Origin of the sequence: Micromonospora sp. KC606 (genome assembly GCF_004348675.1) — a bacterium.
In the GTDB taxonomy this organism is placed as follows: Bacteria; Actinomycetota; Actinomycetes; order Mycobacteriales; family Micromonosporaceae; genus Micromonospora.
Genome location: NZ_SMKN01000116.1, coordinates 1 through 18858, shown reverse-complemented (window position 1 = coordinate 18858; position 18858 = coordinate 1). Strand labels below are relative to the sequence as shown.

The window sequence follows — 18858 nt, the reverse complement described above, 5'->3', positions numbered from 1 at the left end:
GGGCAGGCGGGGGACGGGCGGCAGCTCGTCGAGCTCGCGCGGGCCACCACGCCCGATCTGGTCGTGGTGGACATCAGGATGCCACCCACCCACACCTCCGAAGGGCTGGAGGCCGCCCGCGACATCCGCAGGGATCGCCCCGGTACCGCTGTGCTCGTCCTGTCCGCCCACGTCGAGGTGGAGCACGCGATGGAGCTGCTGGTCAGCGGTCGCGGCGTCGGCTACCTGCTCAAGAGCCGGGTCAGCGACGTCGCGGAGTTCGTCGACAGCCTGGAACGGGTCGCGCACGGAGGATCGGTGGTCGACCCGGCACTGGTGCAGGAGCTGGTGTCGGCGCGCCGGCGTAACGACCCCCTCGCCGTGCTGAGCGAGCGGGAACGGGAGGTGCTGGCGCTGATGGCCGAGGGGCGTTCCAACGCGGGCGTCGCCCGGCGACTGTGGGTTACCGAGGGCACCGTGGAGAAGCACGTCCGTAGCATCCTGGCCAAGCTGGATCTGGTTGAGGCCGACGAGGATCACCGCCGTGTCCTGGCGGTGCTCAGGTTCCTCGAGGCCCGCTGAACCGGTCGGCGTGGTCGACCCCGTCCCGTCGCTCCAGCAGCCCTCTGATGGCGGTGGCCGACAACGTGACCTTGGGCAGGAAGCCCACCGCCGGACTGGCTGCGATCAGCTCCGCGTAGTCCTCCTCGTCGTGGGTGGAGATGAGGATCAGGCGAGCCGTCTGCCGGCCATCCTCCCGCTGTAGTCGCCGGGCCAGCTCGAAGCCGCTCTCGCCGCCCAGATCGATGTCGAGCAGCACCACGTCGGGTCGGAGCTCCTCGACGCGCCGCAGCGCCTCGGCGCCGTTCGACGCCACGCCCACGACCGTGACGCCCTCACGGTTGAGCAGCACGCGGGCGGCGTCGAGGAACCACCGGCTGTCGTCGACGATCATGCAGCGCAGCATGAAGCCAAGCGTTCCAGCCGATGGCGGTCGTGGCATTCCGGCTAGCTGGACAACGAACGGGTGACTGCTGTGGTCGGCCCGGTTGCAGCCAGCCCCCAGCAAGGACGGGTGCTGGCGGTGAGGCCCTGTGACGCCGGAAGCCGGAAACTAGTCGACGTGGACGCGCGACCGGGCCTCGGCGACGGCACCGAGCACACGCTCACCAACCCGGCCGGCCGTTGGCGGCGACTCGGCGTATGGGAGGTCACGTGATAGGCGTCGATGCGGCGGTGGTGGCTCCCCCCGGCGGTCCGGCACCATCCGGTGGGCCGGTGCCCGCCGCCTCGGTGCCGGACCGATTGACGGTGCCGCTGCCTGCCGACGCCACGGCCCTCGTCTTCAGTGACCTGCATCTGGGGCAGGTCCGGTCGGCCGCCTCCGCTCAGTTCGAGAGTGATCTGGTGGCACGGCTGGGGCGGTGCTCGGGCCCCGGCGTCGTGGTCCTGAACGGAGACGCGTTCGAGTTGTGGGGCGAGCCCGGCGGTACGGTCGACGGCGCGCTCGACGCCCATCCGGGGTTGACCGCGGCGCTGCGCGACTTCAGCCGGGGGCAGGGCCGGGAACTGGTCGTGGTGGTGGGTAACCACGACTCGGCGATCGCCTGGGACGGGGTGTCGGCGGCGGTCGTGGCCGATCGGCTCGGCGGTCGGTGCGCGCTCTCGGTGGACCTGCGGTTCGACACGCCGGCCGGACCGCGTGTGGTGCGTTGCGAACACGGGCACGCGTTCGACCCGGCGAACGCACTGCGCGATCCGCGTAATCCCCTGGACTCGCCGCTGGGTCAGCACATCGTGCAGGAGGTGTTGCCGCACGTCCGGGGCACCCCGATGGTGGCCGACGCCGGTGCCCTCGCCGACCCGGGCGCGATCGGGCGGTTTCTCGCCTCGCGGCTGGTATACCGGCAGTTGGGCCCGCGCGTCTGGTGGTTGCTGTTGCCGGCGGTGCTGGCGTTGCTCCTGCGCGCGCCGTTCATGGTGCGGCTGCTGGCGCACTCGGCCGCGATCGCCCGCGTCGAGCGGTGGTTGCTGATCTCCGGGGTAACCCTGGTCGCCGACGTGGTCCTGCTGGTGGTCCTGGCGGTGCTGGTGGCCCGTGCCCTGTACGCGTCGTTGGCCGGCAGCCGGCTGGCTCCGCGCGGAACGCGGGTCAACGGGCCCCCGAAGGCCGCCGCCGCCGCACTGTGCGAAGCAGGTCTGGCGGGATTCATCACCGGGCACACGCACCGGCCCGAGCTCGCGGCGCTGGCGGGGGGTTTCTACGCCAACAGTGGCTGTGCGACGCGAGTGGTGGAGGCGCGACGCGCCCGCTGGTTTCTGCCGCCGGTGTTCCTGCCGGTGCTGCGCCGCAGCTGGGTCGAGGTCGACGTGGAGCAGCAGGTACGGGTGCGGCTGGTGGTGGGCGAGTCGACCGCCGGCGCGGCGACCCGGCTGGAGCGGCTCGTCGCCCGGCGCCACCGGTCGGTACCCGACACGCCCGCGGTGGTTGCCACGGTGCCCGGCCAGGTGGGCTGGCCGGTGCAGCAGTCCGCGCTGGCTCGCCGCGCCAGGTACGAACGGGTGCGGCGCAGGGCCGCCCTCGTGGTCGGCGCCATGGCGGTGCTCAACCTGGTGTCGGCGGTGACGCCGCCACTGCGGGGCCGGTTGGTCGCGCTGCTGGAATGGCTGCCGATCGAGGCACCGCAGGCGGCAGCCGCCGGTGTGGTCTTCGTCAGTATCGCCCTGCTGCTGGTCGCCTGGGGCCTGCGTCGCGGCCGCAGCCTGGCGTGCGGGGTGGCGCTCGGCCTGCTCGCCGTGTCGGCCGTGCTGCACCTCGTCAAGGGTCTCGACGTCGGGGAATCCCTGCTCGCCGTCGTGGTGGCCGGCTGGCTGATCCGGCACCGGGCGGCGTTTCCGACCCATCCCGACCGGGGCCAGGTGCGGGCGGCGGTCACGGTCCTGCTGGCCGGTGGCCTGCTCGTCGTCGCCGTCTCCGTGTGGTTGACGGCGACTGCGGGCGCGCACCTGGCCACCCGGCACACGGCTCGCGTGGTCGCGGCACGGATGGTCGGCGCCACCGATGCGCCGCTGCCGTCGACGGGTCGGCTGGTGGCGCCGGCGCTGGCCGCAGTCGGGTGCAGCCTGCTGCTGGGCGCCGGCTGGCTGCTGCTGCGGCCAAGGCGGCACCACCGGCCGAGCGCGGCCGAGCACCGCGCCGACCTGGACAGGGCGCGGGCCCTCGTCCGGCGGTACGGCGGGGACACCCTGGGGTACTTCGCCCTGCGGTCGGACAAGAGTTGGTTCTTCACCGGTGACTGTGTGGTGGCCTACCACGTTCGCGACGGGGTGTGTCTGGTCTCGCCGGACCCGATCGGGCCGCCCGAGCAGTGGACGGACGCGTGGGCGCAGTTCCTGGCGTACGCCGACCGGCACGGCTGGCCGGTCACGGTGGTCGGCGCGGCCGAGGGCTGGCTGCCGGTCTACCAGGCAGCCGCGCTGCGGCCGGTGTACCTGGGTGACGAGGCGATTGTCGACTGCGGCAGTTTCAGCCTCGACGGGCGCCCGATGAAGGGCCTGCGCGGCGCCTACCGGCGGGTGCAGCGGGCCGGGTACACCACCCGGTTCTACGATCCGGCGAGGCTGTCGCCGGCGCTGGCCGACGAGCTGCGCGGGTTGTCGACGCAGAGCCGGCACGGTGAGGCGGAACGGGGGTTCTCGATGACCCTGTCGCGGCTGTTCGACCCCGAAGACACCGGTCTGCTGCTGACCGTCGCGTACGGCCCGGACGGCCGCGTCGACGCGTTCTGCCAGTGGACACCGGCGGCGGACATCGCCGGGTGGTCACTCGACGTGATGCGCCGGCGCACCGACACCGAACTGCCCAACGGGCTGACGGACTTCGTCATCATCGAGACCATCCACCACCTGCGGGAGCGGGGGCAGTGGGGTCTCGGGTTGAACTTCGCGGTGATGCGTTCGGTCCTGGCGGGCGAGCGCGGCCAGGGCCGGCTCACCGACCTGCAGCGGTGGCTGGTGCAGCGTTTCGGGGGAACGACCCAGATGGAGTCGCTGTGGCGGTTCAACGACAAGTACCAACCGATGTGGCGGCCCCGGTACGTGCTGCTGTCCGGGTCGGGCAACGCCGCCGCGCAGGGCCTGGCCATCGTCGGCGCGGAGGGGGTCTCCGAGCTTCCGGTGATCGGCCGGCTGGTGGGCCACGACGCGTGACCGCGGCCCGGTCGGACGTGGTCGAAAGCGGGTGACCGGGCGGAGCAGGCGGCGAACGGCCAGCCCGGCGTACCGATGCCGGGGAGCATCGGTACGCCGTCCCCGGGGGCTGCTTGTCGCCCGCACCGGCCCGAGGTTCGCGTGGTCAGAGCCTCACCTGGCACGTTCCGTGGCCAGGGTCGCGAACACCACGGTGTTGTCCTTGTACGACTTCGCCTTCTTGTCGTAGTCGCCGCCGCACGTGATCAACCGCAGCTGCGGGGTGCCGTTGTGGCTGTAGACCAGGTTGGCGGGGATGTTCTTCTTCGGGTAGCGAACCACGCCGTCGACGATGAAGCGGGCCGTCGTGCCGTCCTTGCGGAGCACCTCGATGGTGTCGCCCGGTTTCAGCGCGCCGAGGCGGAAGAAGACCGCCGGCCCGGTGGAACGGGAGTCGAGGTGGCCCACCAACACGGCCGTGCCGGGTTCGCCGGGGCTCGGTCCCAGCTTGTACCACCCGGCCAGCTTGGCCGGCGGGACCGCGATCTGCTGGTTCTTGTCCAGCCCGAGCGGGTTCGTCGTCGCGTCGACGCCGATTTTCGGGATCCGGACGCGGGTGGGTTGTGACCGTGGCATCCCGGCCGCCTTCGGTGAGGGAGCCGGACTCCCCACGGCGGGCCCGCCGTCGCGGCGGTTCCCGGTGCCCGGCGTCTTCTCGGCGTTGTCCGTGGCCGTACCGGCCGTCGGCGAGGCGCCGGCTGCGCTCGGCGTCGGTGACAGCAGGAACGGCGGTGCGGCGGCGGCGTCGGGCTGTGGCGGCCGGACCGGATCCGGAGCCGTGGCCGCGAGCCCGATCAGTCCCGCCCCGGTCAGCATGAAGAGGACGACCAGGACGAGGCCAGCGGCACGCCATGGGGATCCATGGCGGCCGCTGGCGCTCCTGGCCGCCTTAGGCGACAGTGCCATCGACGGACCGCCGACGCAGCAGCCCGAAGCCGCCGAGCGCGGCCACGCCCATCATGCCCGTGCCGGCCGCCACCAGCGAACCGGTGTTGGAGTCGGCGAACGCGCCACCCTCACCGGCCGCGACGCTGCCGTTCGCCGGGAGCACCCAGGCGCCGTTCGGGCCCGCGTACGCGCCGCCGAGGGCGGGGATGCCGGTCGGCTGGCCCAGCGGCGTCCCGACCCCGGCGCCGGCGAGCTGAACCGTCTGGAGGATGTCGTTGAGCAGATCCTCCTTCACTTCCACGTCGACGTCGATGTCGCGGATGCAGACGACGGTGGCCCGGACGTTGTTGACGTCGAGCGTCGCCGAGGCCACCCCGCTTTGGTTGAAGTAGTTGACACCGCCCGAGATGGTGTTGTTGCTGATGGTCTGGGCGACGCCGGCCTCGACGTTCTGGTCGTTGGTGGCGCAGACGACCCCGTTGCCGTTCTTGTCGCGCAGCGTGAAGGTCTTGGCCCTGTCGTTCTTGTTGTTCTTGTCGTCCTTGTCGGTTCTGTCGCCTTCACCCCCCTTTTTGTCCTTGTTGTCTTTGTTGTCCTTTTCGTTCCCGTTTCGGTTGTCCCGGTCGTTCCGGTTCTCTCGGTCGTTCCGGTTGTTCTGGTCGTTCCTGTCGTTCGAGTCCCTCTTCCACTCCCGCTCGTGGTTCGAGTTGTTGGGCTCCTTGGTCGGTCCATCGGACGCGGCGAGCGCGGTGGCGGGTGCCGCGATCAGCAGGGCGGCGCTGCCCAGCACCACGCCGCCGGCGAGCTTGGTCAGAAAACTCTTCGACATGTTCCTCACTCCTTCTCTCGTCGGCTCAGATGGGCGAGCCATGAGGGACGTTATGGCAGTTCCTGCTGAGATCAGAACGTTTTCCGGGTTTCTAACGTAAAGAAGGTCTCACATGCTATACGTGAATGTTTGCCATGCTCTAGGGCGAAAGTCCGGTTCGTGGCAGGTTGGGGTGAGCGCCCCGGCCGGTCAGCGCGGCGGGGCCGAGCGCCGGCGCCGGACGCATTCGGGACGGCGGGGCTCACTCCGGTCGTCCACCCGCGCACCGGAGTCGACCACTGTCATCGCAGCGCTCACGGTGGCCCCTGCGCGGTGACGCCGCAGTGACGCCGGCTCCGCAGACTCGCTGCTGGGGCCAGCGGTGTTCGTTCAGCCCACGCCCCGTCTCGCGCCGGCCGTCGAAAGGGGACTCCATGATCAGGACCATGGTCCGGATGCCCGCCCGCCCGGGCTGCGGAGCCGTCGTGGAGCCCCGGCGGCGGGCGGTGATCGGACTGACCCGCGGGGAGGTCGACGCGCTGCGGAGGAACCTGCGAGCGGTGTCCGGGAGCGCGACGTGACGCCGGTGCGCACCGTACTGGCGATGCGTACCCGGGAGGGCTGCGAGCAGCGGTTCGAGGCCGAGTGGCTGGCGGTGGCGGAGAAGATCCGTACGCTCGACGGCTGCCTGCGCCAGGAACTGGTCCGCGACGCCGACGACCCGCGCTGCTACCTGATCATGAGTGACTGGGCGGACCGGGAACGGCTCGACGCCTTCGGCCGCAGTGAGCACCGCGACCACCTGCTGCGCGTGATCCGCGAACTCCGGGAGTCCGCTCAGCGGCACACCTACCAGATCGTGCACAGCGTGCGCAGCGAGCCGGAGGAGCCACGATGACCGAGCCGGTCATGTCCGCGTCCGAGTTCTACACCGAAGAGTTCGCCGTCGACCCTTACCCCGCCTTCGCCAGGCTGCGAGAGGACACGCCCGTCTGCCTGGTCAAGGGGCCGCGGTTCGACTCGTACCTGATCAGCCGGTTCGACGACGCCAGGGCGGCGCTGACGGATTCCCGGCTGTCCAAGGACCTGTACGGCCCCGACCAGCACTACCTGCGGATCTTCGGGCCGAACTCCGAGGCGTTGAACCGGAACATGCTCAATTCTGACCCGCCGGAGCACAGCCGGCTGCGGCGCATCGTGTCCCAGGCGTTCGCGCCGCGCCGCATCGAGGCGCTGCGCCCCCGCGTGGCGGAGATCGTGGACACTTTGCTGGGCCGGATCGTCGGTCGGGGCGAGGCCGAGCTGATGCGCGACTTCGCGATCCCACTGCCGATGGTGGTGATCTGCGAGCTGCTCGGGATACCCGAGGCCGACCACGAGCCGGTCCTCGCCTGGACGCAGGTGATCAGGACGTCCGGGTCGGCCAAGCGCCCCGACGAAGACCGGGCCGCCGTGCAGGAGGCCCAGCTGCTGCTGCACCACTACCTCGCCGATTTCGTGCGGACCAAGCGCGCGAAGCCCGCCGACGACCTGCTCAGCGACCTGATCGCCGCCTGCGACCAGGCGGGGAGGCTGTCCGAGAGGGAGCTGGTCACCATGACGTTCCTGCTGCTGTTCGCGGGGCATCAGACCACTGCGGACTTTCTCGGCAACGCGACGTTGGCCCTGCTGACCCATCCCGACCAGCTCGCCCTGCTGCGCGGCAAGCCGGAGCTGCTGCCCGAGGCGATCGAGGAACTGCTCCGGTTCGACGGCCCCCTACCGGTGGCCAGCCCCCGGATCGCCCGTGAAGAGGTCGAGTACCAGGGCGTGCGCATCCCACGCGGGTCGATCGTCGGCGTGGCGATCAACTCGGCCAACCACGACCCGGCGCAGTTCGACGACCCCGACCGGCTGGACGTCACCCGTGAACGCGGCCCGCACATCGGCTTCGGCCACGGCGTCCACTACTGCCTGGGAGTCTCGCTGGCCCGGCTGGAGGCGCAACTCGGTATCGGGGCGATGCTGCGCCGGCTGCCCGACCTGCGGCTGGCCGTGCCGGTCGAGGAACTGCGCCGGCTGCCGGCGGCCTCGCCGTTCCGCGGCCTGCTGGAGCTGCCCGTGCGATTCGGTGCCTCAGCGCCGTCGCCCGACGCGTCCCGCCCATCCAATCCCACCAAGGAGAGAACATGGTCTTCCGCAACGTGATCGTCTGCCACATGGTTCCTGGCAGCGAGAAGACGGTCGGCGACGTCTTCGGGCACTACGACAACGCCACCCGCCCGCAGGACCTCGGCGTCATCGGGCGGATGCTGCTGTCGCACCACGACCTCTACCTGCACATCATCGAGCGCAAGCAAGACCCCAAGGTGTCGGGCCAGAACCGCGGGCTGCCCGCGTTCCAGAAGATCGCCGAGGAGATCGGGCCGTACGTGACGCCGTACCCGAGGTACTGGAAGTCCGCGTCGGACTCGGTGGCGAAGGAGTTCTACCACTGGGCGCCGGACGGGCCGAGGCCCACGAACACCACGCTGCTCGTCATCGTGGGCCGAATCAAGCCGGGAGCCGAGCCCGACGTGGCACGCGTCTTCGCCGAGTCCGACGCCGGATCGCTGCCAGCCGAGCTGGGTGTCGCCGGGCGCTGGCTGTACTCGATCGACGACGTGTACGTCCACCTGTTGGAGCAGGACGAATCCGTCGCCGAGGCCAACCGGCACGACCACAGCAAACCGGCGTTCGCCAAGGTGATGCAGGACCTCAGCCCGTACATCGGCCCGTACCGTCCCGAGGCCTGGCGCAGCCCGAAGGACTCGCTGGCGAACGTGTTCTACCGGTGGCGGGCGCAGGACTGAAGACCACCACGGCGGGACGCGCCCCGCCTCGGTGGCGCGGCACAGGTCCCGGCGCGCGAGCCGTCGCAACGGAGCCGGTCGATTCTTCGACCGGCTCGGTTGCCTCCACCGCGACAGCCCGACGCCCGGACCGAAGCCCGGCCGGGCAACGAGCCAACCGCCATCGCGCAGGTAGCCGATGAGCGGGCGCCGCGAAACACCGATATTCGGCTGCGCTCGGACTCGCCCCCGGACAGGATCGGCGCGTGACGATCTCTCGCTTGCAGGGTCGTGTCCTGATAGTGACCGGGGCGAGCCGCAGAATCGCGATCGGCGCGGCCATAGCCCGGCGCGCCGTCGCTGAGGGTGCCGCCGTCCTTCTCCACTCCTGGACCGCGTACGACGCCGGGCAGCCGTGGGGTGCTGATCCCCACGGTCCGGAGTCGCTGGTGGACGAGCTGCGTAGCAGCGGTGGCAGGGTCGAGCACGCGTCCGCCGATCTTGCGGACCCGGAAGCCCCGGCAGCTCTGGTCGAGCAGGCCAGAGCAGCGTTCGGCCATGTGGACGCCGTGATCGCCAATCACGCCCGCAGTGTCGCGCAGGGCCTCGAAGATCTCACCGCCGCCGAACTGGACCTCAGTTACGCGGTCAACACCCGTGCGACGTTGCTGCTCGTCAAGGCGTTCGCCGCCCAGCACGACGACAGTCGCGGCGGTGGCCGGGTCCTGCTGTTCACCTCCGGGCAGTACCACGACGCGATGCCGGCCGAACTGCCGTACATCGCCTCCAAGGCGGCGTTGCATGAACTCACCCGTAGCCTGGCCGTGCACCTCATTCACCGAGGTATCACGGTGAACTGCATCAACCCCGGCCCGAACGACACCGGCTACGCCGACGACGAGGTACGGGCGGCGGTAGCGGCGCTCAACCCCGGAGGCCGATGGAGCACACCAACAGACACCGCTCGCCTGGTTGCCTGGCTGCTCAGCGACGAAGCCGATTGGATCACCGGCCAGACCGTGGCCTCCGACGGCGGCTGGTCCGCCCGCTGACAACTCCGCGACACCGGTAGGTCCGGTCCGGACCCGGTCTCGGGCGGCCGGGCGCCGGCGTCGGCTGCGCCACAGCCGACTGGCCGGACCGAGGGCCCGGGCCAGTCCTCGCCGCGCCGGGTGGCGACCAACGGCCCGGTGATCACCGTCATGCCGATGCGGGCGACCAGATCGCGCATGAAGTGGAGCCGTCCTTCAGGCACGCGGGGGAGGGGCAGCCTAGCCGGTAATCTTCGCCAGCGCGCGTAGCCCGGCGACCACGTCGGCGCCGGTGACGGGGTTGTCGGGGTCGGAGAGCATCTGCATGATCACGCCGGACATCAGCGCGAGCTGAACCAGGCCGAGGGTGCGTACGGACCGCTCGGGCACGTCGGCCTCGGGGACGCTCTCCAGGATCGCCGCCATGCCGCTGCGCCCCTGCCGGATGCCCTCGGTGAGCTGCGGCAGCAGGTCGGGCTGCCGCTGCGCCCGCAGGAACAGATCGATGGAGACGAGCCACATCCTCGGGTGGGCGCGGGCCTGCGCGAGCAGCTCGTCCCACATCCGCTCGTATGCCTCGGCGGGGCTGAGATCGGGCGCATCGGCCGGGACGAGCGCGCGCCCGGCGACGTCCCCCCACTCGTCAAGGATCGAGAACAGGGCTTGGAACAGCAGGTTCTCCCGGGAGCCGAAGTGGTAACCGATCGCGGCCATGCTCACGCCCGCCGTGGTGGCGATGTCGCGGACGGTCGTGCGGTCGAAACCCTTGTCGAGGAGGCATGCCTTGGCCCCGGCAAGGAGTGCTTCCCGGTTTCCCATGGCCAGCAGCGTAGCAATCGATGGCGCGATGGTTTTATGCGATCGCCTCAGACGAACGCATTGCGCGATCGCCTAAATCTGACCTACGGTTCTCGGTACGACCACTCCGGTCCCGCCACCGACAGGAGAGCCACCTATGGACACCTCTGCCCGACCCCGCGAGCGGGCCCTCGCGGGCCTGCGGAAGCCGGCCCTCGCGGGCTTGGTCACGGCGGCGCTGGCCGCCGGCGCGATCGGCACGGCACCGCCGGCGTCCGCGGCGCCCGGCGACCCCGCCGTCGTCCCCACCGACAGAGGCGGCGTCCGCGGCACCGTCCAAGGTGGCCTGCGATCGTTCCAGGGCATCCCGTACGCCGCGCCGCCTGGACGCTGGACCTCACCGCAGCCCGCCGCGGCCTGGACCGGCGTTCGCGACGCCACCCGCCCCGGTCCGGCCTGCGCCCAGCCCGCCGGCCTGCCCATCGGCGTGCCCGGCGAGGCGGAGGACTGCCTCCACCTGAACGTCACCACACCTGGCCACAAGGGCGACGACCTGCCGGTCATCGTCTGGATTCACGGCGGCAGCATGATGTACGGCACCGGCGACATGTACGGGCCGAACCGCCTCGCCGCCGACGCTGTCGTGGTCTCGATGAACTACCGACTCGGCGTCATGTCGTTCCTGACCGATCCCGCCCTCGACGCCGGCTCGGCCTACGGCTCGGGCAGCTACGCGCTTGAAGACCAGCAGGCCGCGCTGCGTTGGGTGCGGGCCAACATCGACGGGTTCGGTGGCGACGCCGGCAACGTCACGATCATGGGCCAGTCCGGTGGCGGGTACGCGGTCTGCGACCATCTCGCCTCACCGATGTCGGCGGGGCTGTTCGACCGCGCGATCATCCAGAGCGGGCCCTGTGCCACCGGCGGATCCCGCACCCGCGCCGAGGCGGAGGCCGACAGCGACGGTGTGATCAAAGCCGTCGGCTGCGACGAGGCCGGCGACGTGGCCGCGTGCCTGCGGTCATCCGAGACCACCGTCGCCGAACTGCTGGAGGCGTACGGGCCGTGGGGCGAACCGCGCCCGGTGTCCGGCACACCCCTACTGCCGCTGAGCCCCGCGGAGGCGTTCCGCACCGGCCGGTTCAACCGCGTCCCCGTCCTCATTGGCGTGAACCACGACGAGGAGAACGGTAGGTACGCCGGCATGGAGATCATCCCGGGCGGGTCGCCCATCCCGCCGGAGGCGTACGAGCCGACGGTCCGCGAGCAGTACGGCGCCGGCGCCGGCAGGATCCTGGCCCGGTATCCGCTGTCGGCGTACGGCAACTCCGCAGGGCTGGCGCTGGCGACGATCGGGACCGACCGGGACTGGGCGAAGCCGACCTACGACACCGCGAAGCTGCTGTCAGCCTGGACGCGGACGTACATGTTCGAGTTCGCCGAGGAGGAGACGCCGTGGTTCGTGGGTTACGACGAGCCGAGCTTCCCGTGGCGGGCCCAGCACATGGCCGAGCTGGCGTACCAGTTCGACATGGCGCTCTTCCCCACGCTCACCCGGACGCAGGGCCGCCTCGCCGACCGGCTGATCGGTGCGTGGACGCGGTTCGCCGAGGACGGCAACCCCAACGGCCGACGTGACGGCGGCTGGCAGCGGTTCACCGAGCGCCGCCCGCATGTGCAGTCGCTCACGTCGGGGCGCTGGAAGCCGACCGAGTTCACCCGCGACCACCAGTACGCGTTCTGGACGAGCCTGAGCTGACCCCGAACTCCTGCCGAACGGCCCCGGCGCTTCGCGCACCGGGGCCGCTCCGCGCTTCCCGGGGCGGGGCCACTCGTGCGGTTTCCATGAATATTCACCGGGTTTTGTCGTGGTGCGGGGCCGGCTCACTCTCTCAGGCGGCCGGGCGCCGGCGCTGGCTGCGCCACAGCCGGCTGGCCGGACCGAGGGCCCGCGGCCAGTCCTCGCCGCGCCGGGTCAGCGACCGCTCGGTGACCTCGAAGCCACCCACCAGGCCGGCCAGCTCGTCCAGCACGTCCTCCTCACGGAACGGCTTGCAGGAGAAGATGTTGACGAAGATCTCGCCGAGCCAGGGGTAGGTGTGGATCGCGGCGTGCGACTCGGCGAGGATCACCACCGCCGACTTCCCCGCCTGGTGCGGCGGTCCCTCCTCGGTGGCGACCAACGGCCCGGCGATCACCGTCATGCCGATGCGGGCGACCAGATCGCGCATGAAGGTGTGCAGCGCGTCGTCGTCGTGCAACGCGCGGGTGTCGGCGACCCCGGACAACCGCAGGGTCAGCTCGTCACCATAGTGGTCCTCGGCTGGGTGGCCGGTGACGTGGCGGCGGATCATCGAATCTCCTCGAAGGTGGTCCGGTCTCAGCTGGCCCGGGAGAGCAGCCGGACCGGGTCGGCGGTCAGTTCCTGCATGATCGAGACGACGCGGGCGGGGCCGCCCGGCCCGGCGCGGGGCGGCACGGCGGCGACGGCCGCGGTGCGGGCCGACCGGACGGTGGCGGCCTGCGCGACCAGCTCCCGCAACCGTTCCGGTCGCCAGTCGGCGGGCCCGCAGTTGGCGGCCAGCCCCTGGCGGGCCAGCATGTCGGCGAAGTACTCCCGCTCCGGGTCGTCGCCGGGAAAGACCAGCAGCGGTACGCCGGCGTGCACCGCGCTGGCCAGCGTGCCCCGGCCGCCGTGGCACAGCAGCGCGCTCGCCCGGCCGAACAGGTCACGCAGCGGCAGCAGCGGCCACAGCTGCACGTTGCCGGCCGGCGACACCCGTGGCGGTACGGCGTCGGGCCGTCCCGCCGCGATCAGCACGTCCACCGTCGAGCCCTCGAACGCCCGCAGGCAGTGCCGGTAGTACCAGTCGGCGTCCATCGGCGGCCCGCTCGTGTAGGCCAGCACCCCGGTCCGTCCCGGCCGGGGCCAGTCCGTCGGCCCGGCGGCGACGTGCCGGTCCAACGCGGCGGCGGTCAGCTGGCCGACGTACTCGCCGGTGCTGTGCCGGGCGACCAGCGGATCCAGCTCCGGCGTCAGCGGATAGACCAGCCGGGTGCTCCAGTCGAAGAGGACCTCGGACAGCGACGCCGGCTCCGGGGCCCGGCTGCGGCGCAGCGCCGGGCGGAACGCCGCCAGCGCCCGGGTGTCGAGCGGAGCCCAGCCGGCGCTGCCCCGGCCGAACAGGCGGTGGTCCGGCCAGGTCACCGGGGACACCACCGGGATCCCGGACAACGCCCCGGCCACCACGGTGGTCAGGTCGTAGTCGTGGAACAGCACCTGTACGCGGTGCGCGCGGAAGGCCCGCAACTGCGCGGCCAGCACCGTCTCCACCAGGTCACGGTCGGCGTACGCGGAGCGGGACAGCAGGTCGTCCAGGCGTAGCACCGTGCCCGGGTCGTCCGGGTAGGACGCCTGCGCCGGCCCCGGGATCGCCACCGCCGGCACGCCCAGCCGGTCCAGGACCGGCCGGAAGTGCGGGCTGGCGAACAGCACCGGGGTGTGGCCCGCGCGGCGGACCGCCTCGTACACGGCGAGCACGGTGGAGACCGAGCCGAGCCCGTACGACCACACCCCGGGTACCAGTCCGACACGCATGGTGGCTTTCCTCTCGTGACCGGGCCCCGCTCGCCGACCGGCTGCCCTCCCGACGGCGACCGTACGAAGCACAGACCAGTGTGGACAAGGTGGCGACGCCGACGCATCCGCGAGGATGCGCCCTGGGTGCCACGCCGTCTGCCCGGAAGGTCGTAGATATCGACGCGGGGCACGCTTTTGGTCTGCCGGCGTCCCTATTCTGTGGCCGACGGACTCGTCGCAACCTGGGAGGACTGATGAGGCAACGTGAGCTGTCCGGCGGCTCGGGAATTCAGGTCAGCCAACTCTGTCTCGGCGCCATGCCGTTCGGCACCACTGTCGACGAGCAGACGTCGTTCGCGATCCTGGACCGGTTCGTCGAGGCCGGCGGCACCACGATCGACACCGCGAACTGCTACTCCTTCTGGGTTCCCGGTGGGTGCGGTGGCGAGAGCGAGACGGTGCTCGGCCGGTGGCTGGCCCGCCGGGGTGGTCGGGACGGGCTGGTGCTGGCGTCGAAGGTCGGTTCCGGGCTCGGTGCCAACGGCGCGGCCGAAGGGCTCGCCCCGCGGGTGATCCGCGAGCAACTCGCCGGCTCACTGCGCCGGCTCGGCGTCGACTACCTGGACGTCTACTACTCCCACCGGGAGGACCGGAACACCCCCGACGCCGAGACGCTGGCGACGTTCCACGAGGCGGTGACCGAGGGCAGGGTACGCACGCTGGGGGCCAGCAACCACGCCGCCTGGCGGCTGGCCGAGACGCGGGCGCTGGCCGCCGCCCAGGGTTGGACGCCGTACACGGTGGTCCAGCAGCGCTACTCGTACCTGCTGCCGCGCCCGGCGACCGCACTGCCCGAGGGTGGGCACGTGCACGCCGACGACGAGCTGCTGGACCTGGTACGCAGCCGCGACCTGACCATGTTCGCGTACAGCACCCTGCTGTGGGGCACGTACACCCGGGCGGACAAGCCGCTGCCGGAGCACTACCAGCACCCGGGCACCGAACGGCGGCTGCGGGCGCTGGGGGAGGTGGCCGCCGAGCTGGGCGCCACCCCGAACCAGGTGGTGCTGAGCTGGTTGACCGGTGGCGATCCGGCCATCGTGCCGATCGTCGGGGTCAGCTCGGTGGCCCAGCTCGACGAGTGCCTCGCGGCAGCCGACCTGGAGCTGCCGACCGAGCTGCGCAAGCGCCTCGACGAGGCCTGCTGACCAGCGCAGCCCTGACGGGCAGGGGATCCGTGACCATGTCACGGATCCCCTGCCCGTCGCCGTGCCCCGCACGCCGCGAGCCGGCTGCCCGCGGTGCCGTCTGCGAACCGTCCCGGCGGATGCCGCGAGCGGGGGTTGCCCTGCTCCGGTGGAGCAGGGCAACCCGGGACGGCGCTCAGCGGTCGTCGCCGAGGGAGACGGTCACCTGCTGTCCCGAGTGGTCCGACATGCCGTGTGCCGGGACCATCCGGTACTCGTGGGTTCGTAACGGGCCGTCGGTGAAGGCCCAGTCCAACCGCCACCTCGGCGAACCGTCCGGCCAGGAGGCCGGGTAGAGCTGGTCGCCGGCGACGGCCGCGTCGGTGAGCTGGCCGGCCAGGTCGCGCAGCTCGCCCATCGCCGAGGTGGCGTTGAAGTCGCCGGCGACGAGCCGCGCGTGCGGGTTGACGGCCAGGTCGGCCCGCAACGCCCGGTAGTGGGCCTGCCGGCGGTCCTGCTGGGCGCGCATGAACCCGGTGAACTCCGGCGACGTCGGATCCATCGAGATGTCCAGCTGCACCGGCACGTGCACGTTGTAGACCGACAGCACCCGCCCGTCGACCCGCAGGTCGGTGCGGAGCACCTTGTGGCGGTAGTAGTCGGCGAAGCCCGAGCCGGCCGGTGTGCCGTTGCGCGCCGGGTCGGCCAGGTACGGCCAGCCGTCCAGTCCCCGCCACGCAACGATCGGGTAGCGGGACATGGTGAGCATCTCACCGGTCGCCACCACCTGGTATTCGGGGAAACGCGCGCGCAGCTCGGCCACGTGGTCCACCCGGACCGGCCGGTGCCCGGCCAGGTCCCAGCCGACGTGCTCCTGCAACAGGTAGACGTCGGCCCGCTGGGCGGCCAGGTGGTCGTAGAACCGGCGCGGATCGTCCCCGTCGTGCCAGTACTCGGTGTTCCAGGAGAACACCCGCAGCGCCCCCGCCGGTGCCGGGGTGGCGCCACCGACGCCGGGCAGCGCGTACGGGTTCAGCCCGGCCAGGTCCAGGCCGATGGTCAGGCAGCACACCGCGGCGGCGGCCAGTCGCCAGCGGACCGGGCGGGCCAGCGGGGCGAGCGCCAGCAGCAGCGCCGGGACGGCGGCGAAGAACAGCGGCGGCGGCAACTCGACCAGCCGCCACCACCAGTGCTCGCCGGTCAGCAGCAGGAACACGCCGAGGAACGCGGCCCAGGCGGCGACCAGGGTGACCAGCAGCCGGGTCCGGCGCGGCCAGCGGGTCCGGCGGTTCGGATCGCCCCCCGTGCCGGCCGCCGCCGCCCGGTTCCGCTCCGGGGCCCGGCCGGACGCCGGGCGGTCGACAGTGACCCCGGGTGCCCCCGGCGCGGTGGTGGCCGCGCCGGGGACGGGGTCGAGCAGGACGCTCATGCCACGGTCTCGACCATCTTGGCGGCCGGGTTGCGGCCGGCCGACAAGTCCGCGTCGTAGAGCCGGCGGAAGCTGCCCGAACAGAGCCACTGCGCGGCGCCGACGCAGATGCCGGCGGCGATCGCCACGTTGGTCAGGAACGCCACGCCGGTGAACACGGTCAGGAACGAGGTGCCCCGGCTGCGCCGCACGTGCCGGTACATCTCGGCGTCCGCCGACAGCGACACCCCGAACAACACGGCGGTCAACAGCAGCCACGCCGGGTGCAGCGCGGCCAGCGGCAGGCTGGCCAGCACGCCGAGCGCGGCCACCGTGCCGAAGGACCGGGCGGGGCTCTCGAAGCCCTTGGCGAACCTGCGCCGGCGGGCGAACAGGGGCACCCGCAGCCGGGCCCGCCGGAACAGCTTGCGCAGCAGCGGGAACAGCCTGTCGTCATCGTCGTGCCAGCCGCGCACCTGGTCGGTGACCATGATCTGGTAGCGGGCGGACATCCGTTCGCCGTAGTCGACCTCCTCGGTCTGCCGTAACCGTGGGTTGAAGGGACCGACCTCGTCGAAGACCCGACGCGGGACGGCGGTCAACGACGAGAACAGGAAGCTCACCTCGCCCAGTGAGGCCATCCGCCAGCAGTACGCCTGGAGGACCCGGCACTCCTCGACGATGCTGTCCCGGATCAGCGGTTCCTCTTCGTAGATGCCGCAGACCGCCCCGTACTCGGGGTGCGTGGTCAGCTCGGCGACCGCCTTCTCGACCGCGTCCGGCCGCAGCGCCACGTCCGAGTCGACGAAGAACAGGATCTCCCCGCGGGCGGCGGCCGCGCCCGTGTTGCGGGCGACGGCCACCCCGCTGTTGCGCGGGGTCTGCAGCACGGTGACATCCCGCTGCCGGGCCTTCGCCAGGGAGTCGTCGGTGCTGTGGTCGTCCACGACGATGACCTCCAGTGGCTGGTACGTCTGCCCGACGGCGGCGTCGATGCACTGGCCGATGGAGTTGCCGTAGTTGTAGTTCGGAATGATCACCGAGACCAGCGGATTCGTGGTCGGGGTCGACATCGGTCTTCTCCTAGTCGCGTATTCGTGGAGGAGGGAGAGCAACGGAGCATCGCCGGGCGGGGGCACCGGCGTCAGGGGATGAGGTCGAGCACACCCGGGTACTGGGTGACGAGCAGGACGCCGCCGAGCAGCGCCCCCCACAGCAGCGTGTTGACGAGCATCGCCCGGTCCCGTAGCAGCACCCGGGTGGGCTCGCCGCCGTCTCCGTCCACGACGACCACCTGCAGGTAGCGGGCGATGGCGAACAGCGCGAACGGAGTCGAGCCGACCAGCGCCAGGGCCTGGTGCGGGGCGGGGATGGTCTCCTGCACGTAGCCGAGGAACCCGCTGACGGCGACCGCGGCGCAGAGCACGATCATCAGATCCAGGTACTGCACCGAGTAGCCGGCCAGCGAGGGCCGGTGGGCGCTGCCGGCGACCGACATCTCGTGCCGTCGCTTGCCGAGGATGAGCAGCAGGCACAGGGCGAACACGGACACCAGCAGCCAGCCCGACACGGCCGCCCCGGCGGCCAGGTAGCCCTGCACCACCCGCAGCAGGAACCCGCCGGCGACCACCAGCACGTCCAGCAGCGGCAGGTGCTTCAGTCCCCGGCTGTAGGCGACGTTGAGGGCCAGGTAGACCGCCAACGGCCACCACGGGAACGCCGGTCCGACCAGCACCGCCGCGACCAGCGCGGCGGCGACCAGGCCGCCGAAGGCGTACGCGACGCCGACGCTGACCCGGCCGGAGGCGACCGGGCGGTGCCGTTTGGTGGGGTGGGCCCGGTCGCGGTGCCGGTCGTAGACGTCGTTCCACACGTACACCAGGGCGGAGACCATGGTGAACAGCACCACCGCCCAGGCCACCCGGCCGAGCACGCCGAGCCCGAGCCGCGGGGTGTCGATCAGCACCAGCGGCACCACGAGCAGGTTCTTCGCCCACTGGTGCGGTCTGATCAGGGCGAGCAGGTCGCGTGCCAGGCTCGGGCCGGCGGCCCGCCCGGTGTCGGTGGGACGGGTCGGGTCGGTCACGCCGGGCTGGCCGACGGTGCGGGAGTCTTTGGTCC

18 protein-coding genes are annotated in these 18858 nt (G+C 71.7%); 9 read left to right on the top strand and 9 right to left on the bottom strand.

Annotated features, from left to right (window positions below):
- Positions 1–561, top strand: a 561-nt coding sequence (locus E1193_RS20370; protein ID WP_132184786.1) for a response regulator transcription factor, incomplete at its 5' end; no start/stop codon positions are given.
- Here E1193_RS20370 and E1193_RS20365 read toward each other — a convergent pair.
- Positions 539–934 (bottom strand): response regulator transcription factor, encoded by a 396-nt coding sequence (locus tag E1193_RS20365; RefSeq protein WP_243707803.1) that lies wholly within the window; start codon positions 932–934, stop codon positions 539–541. The genes E1193_RS20370 and E1193_RS20365 overlap by 23 nt on opposite strands.
- 323 nt (positions 935–1257) lie before the next feature.
- Here E1193_RS20365 and E1193_RS20360 point away from each other — a divergent pair, with 323 nt between their 5' ends.
- On the top strand, positions 1258–4188 hold the full coding sequence (locus E1193_RS20360; RefSeq protein WP_132184784.1) for a phosphatidylglycerol lysyltransferase domain-containing protein: 2931 nt from the start codon (positions 1258–1260) through the stop codon (positions 4186–4188).
- 153 nt (positions 4189–4341) lie between these two features.
- On the opposite strand, the gene E1193_RS20355 is transcribed toward E1193_RS20360, so the two are convergent.
- Positions 4342–5133, bottom strand: a complete 792-nt coding sequence (locus E1193_RS20355; protein WP_132184783.1) for a class F sortase — start codon at positions 5131–5133, stop codon at positions 4342–4344.
- Entirely contained in the window at positions 5117–5944 is an 828-nt protein-coding gene (locus E1193_RS20350; RefSeq protein ID WP_132184782.1) for a hypothetical protein, read from the bottom strand. The genes E1193_RS20355 and E1193_RS20350 overlap by 17 nt, the downstream gene beginning before the upstream one ends.
- 413 nt (positions 5945–6357) lie before the next feature.
- Between E1193_RS20350 and E1193_RS32005 the strand changes: the two genes are divergently transcribed.
- From E1193_RS32005 to E1193_RS20330, 5 genes are all read left to right on the top strand, one after another.
- Positions 6358–6504 carry a hypothetical protein gene (locus tag E1193_RS32005; RefSeq protein WP_165945786.1) on the top strand — a complete coding sequence of 49 codons (147 nt, stop codon included), beginning with the start codon at positions 6358–6360 and terminating at the stop codon, positions 6502–6504.
- Between the two features lie 5 nt (positions 6505–6509).
- Complete coding sequence (locus E1193_RS20345; RefSeq protein WP_243707802.1) at positions 6510–6821, top strand: antibiotic biosynthesis monooxygenase family protein; 312 nt, start codon at positions 6510–6512, stop codon at positions 6819–6821.
- The gene (locus tag E1193_RS20340) at positions 6818–8110 is read left to right on the top strand and encodes a cytochrome P450 (protein ID WP_132184780.1); all 1293 of its coding nucleotides are present in this window, start codon (positions 6818–6820) and stop codon (positions 8108–8110) included. Before E1193_RS20345 ends, E1193_RS20340 begins: the two co-directional genes overlap by 4 nt.
- Complete coding sequence (locus tag E1193_RS20335; RefSeq protein WP_132184779.1) at positions 8092–8754, top strand: TcmI family type II polyketide cyclase; 663 nt, start codon at positions 8092–8094, stop codon at positions 8752–8754. The genes E1193_RS20340 and E1193_RS20335 overlap by 19 nt, the downstream gene beginning before the upstream one ends.
- Positions 8755–8999: 245 nt before the next feature.
- Positions 9000–9785 (top strand): SDR family oxidoreductase, encoded by a 786-nt coding sequence (locus E1193_RS20330; RefSeq protein WP_132184778.1) that lies wholly within the window; start codon positions 9000–9002, stop codon positions 9783–9785.
- Positions 9786–10004: 219 nt separating this feature from the next.
- On the opposite strand, the gene E1193_RS20325 is transcribed toward E1193_RS20330, so the two are convergent.
- On the bottom strand, positions 10005–10583 hold the full coding sequence (locus tag E1193_RS20325; protein ID WP_132184777.1) for a TetR/AcrR family transcriptional regulator: 579 nt from the start codon (positions 10581–10583) through the stop codon (positions 10005–10007).
- 136 nt (positions 10584–10719) lie between these two features.
- Between E1193_RS20325 and E1193_RS20320 the strand changes: the two genes are divergently transcribed.
- Entirely contained in the window at positions 10720–12321 is a 1602-nt protein-coding gene (locus E1193_RS20320; protein ID WP_132184776.1) for a carboxylesterase family protein, read from the top strand.
- 133 nt (positions 12322–12454) lie between these two features.
- Here E1193_RS20320 and E1193_RS20315 read toward each other — a convergent pair whose 3' ends face one another.
- Both E1193_RS20315 and E1193_RS20310 read right to left on the bottom strand, forming a co-directional pair.
- Positions 12455–12916, bottom strand: a complete 462-nt coding sequence (locus E1193_RS20315; RefSeq protein WP_132184775.1) for an S-adenosylmethionine decarboxylase — start codon at positions 12914–12916, stop codon at positions 12455–12457.
- 26 nt (positions 12917–12942) lie between these two features.
- Positions 12943–14160 carry a nucleotide disphospho-sugar-binding domain-containing protein gene (locus E1193_RS20310; RefSeq protein ID WP_132184774.1) on the bottom strand — a complete coding sequence of 406 codons (1218 nt, stop codon included), beginning with the start codon at positions 14158–14160 and terminating at the stop codon, positions 12943–12945.
- Positions 14161–14396: 236 nt separating this feature from the next.
- Between E1193_RS20310 and E1193_RS20305 the strand changes: the two genes are divergently transcribed.
- Positions 14397–15350 carry an aldo/keto reductase gene (locus E1193_RS20305; protein ID WP_132184773.1) on the top strand — a complete coding sequence of 318 codons (954 nt, stop codon included), beginning with the start codon at positions 14397–14399 and terminating at the stop codon, positions 15348–15350.
- A 175-nt stretch (positions 15351–15525) separates the two neighbouring features.
- Here the strand turns inward: E1193_RS20305 and E1193_RS20300 are convergent, their stop codons facing one another.
- The 3 genes from E1193_RS20300 to E1193_RS20290 all read right to left on the bottom strand — a co-directional run.
- Positions 15526–16758: an endonuclease/exonuclease/phosphatase family protein gene (locus tag E1193_RS20300; RefSeq protein WP_132184772.1), complete on the bottom strand. Its 1233-nt coding sequence runs from the start codon at positions 16756–16758 to the stop codon at positions 15526–15528.
- Positions 16755–17810, bottom strand: coding sequence for a glycosyltransferase family 2 protein (locus E1193_RS20295; RefSeq protein ID WP_132184771.1), 1056 nt, complete (start codon positions 17808–17810; stop codon positions 16755–16757). The genes E1193_RS20300 and E1193_RS20295 overlap by 4 nt, the downstream gene beginning before the upstream one ends.
- Before the next feature lie 71 nt (positions 17811–17881).
- The coding region (locus tag E1193_RS20290; RefSeq protein WP_207922777.1) for a UbiA prenyltransferase family protein at positions 17882–18858 on the bottom strand (977 nt) is incomplete at its 5' end.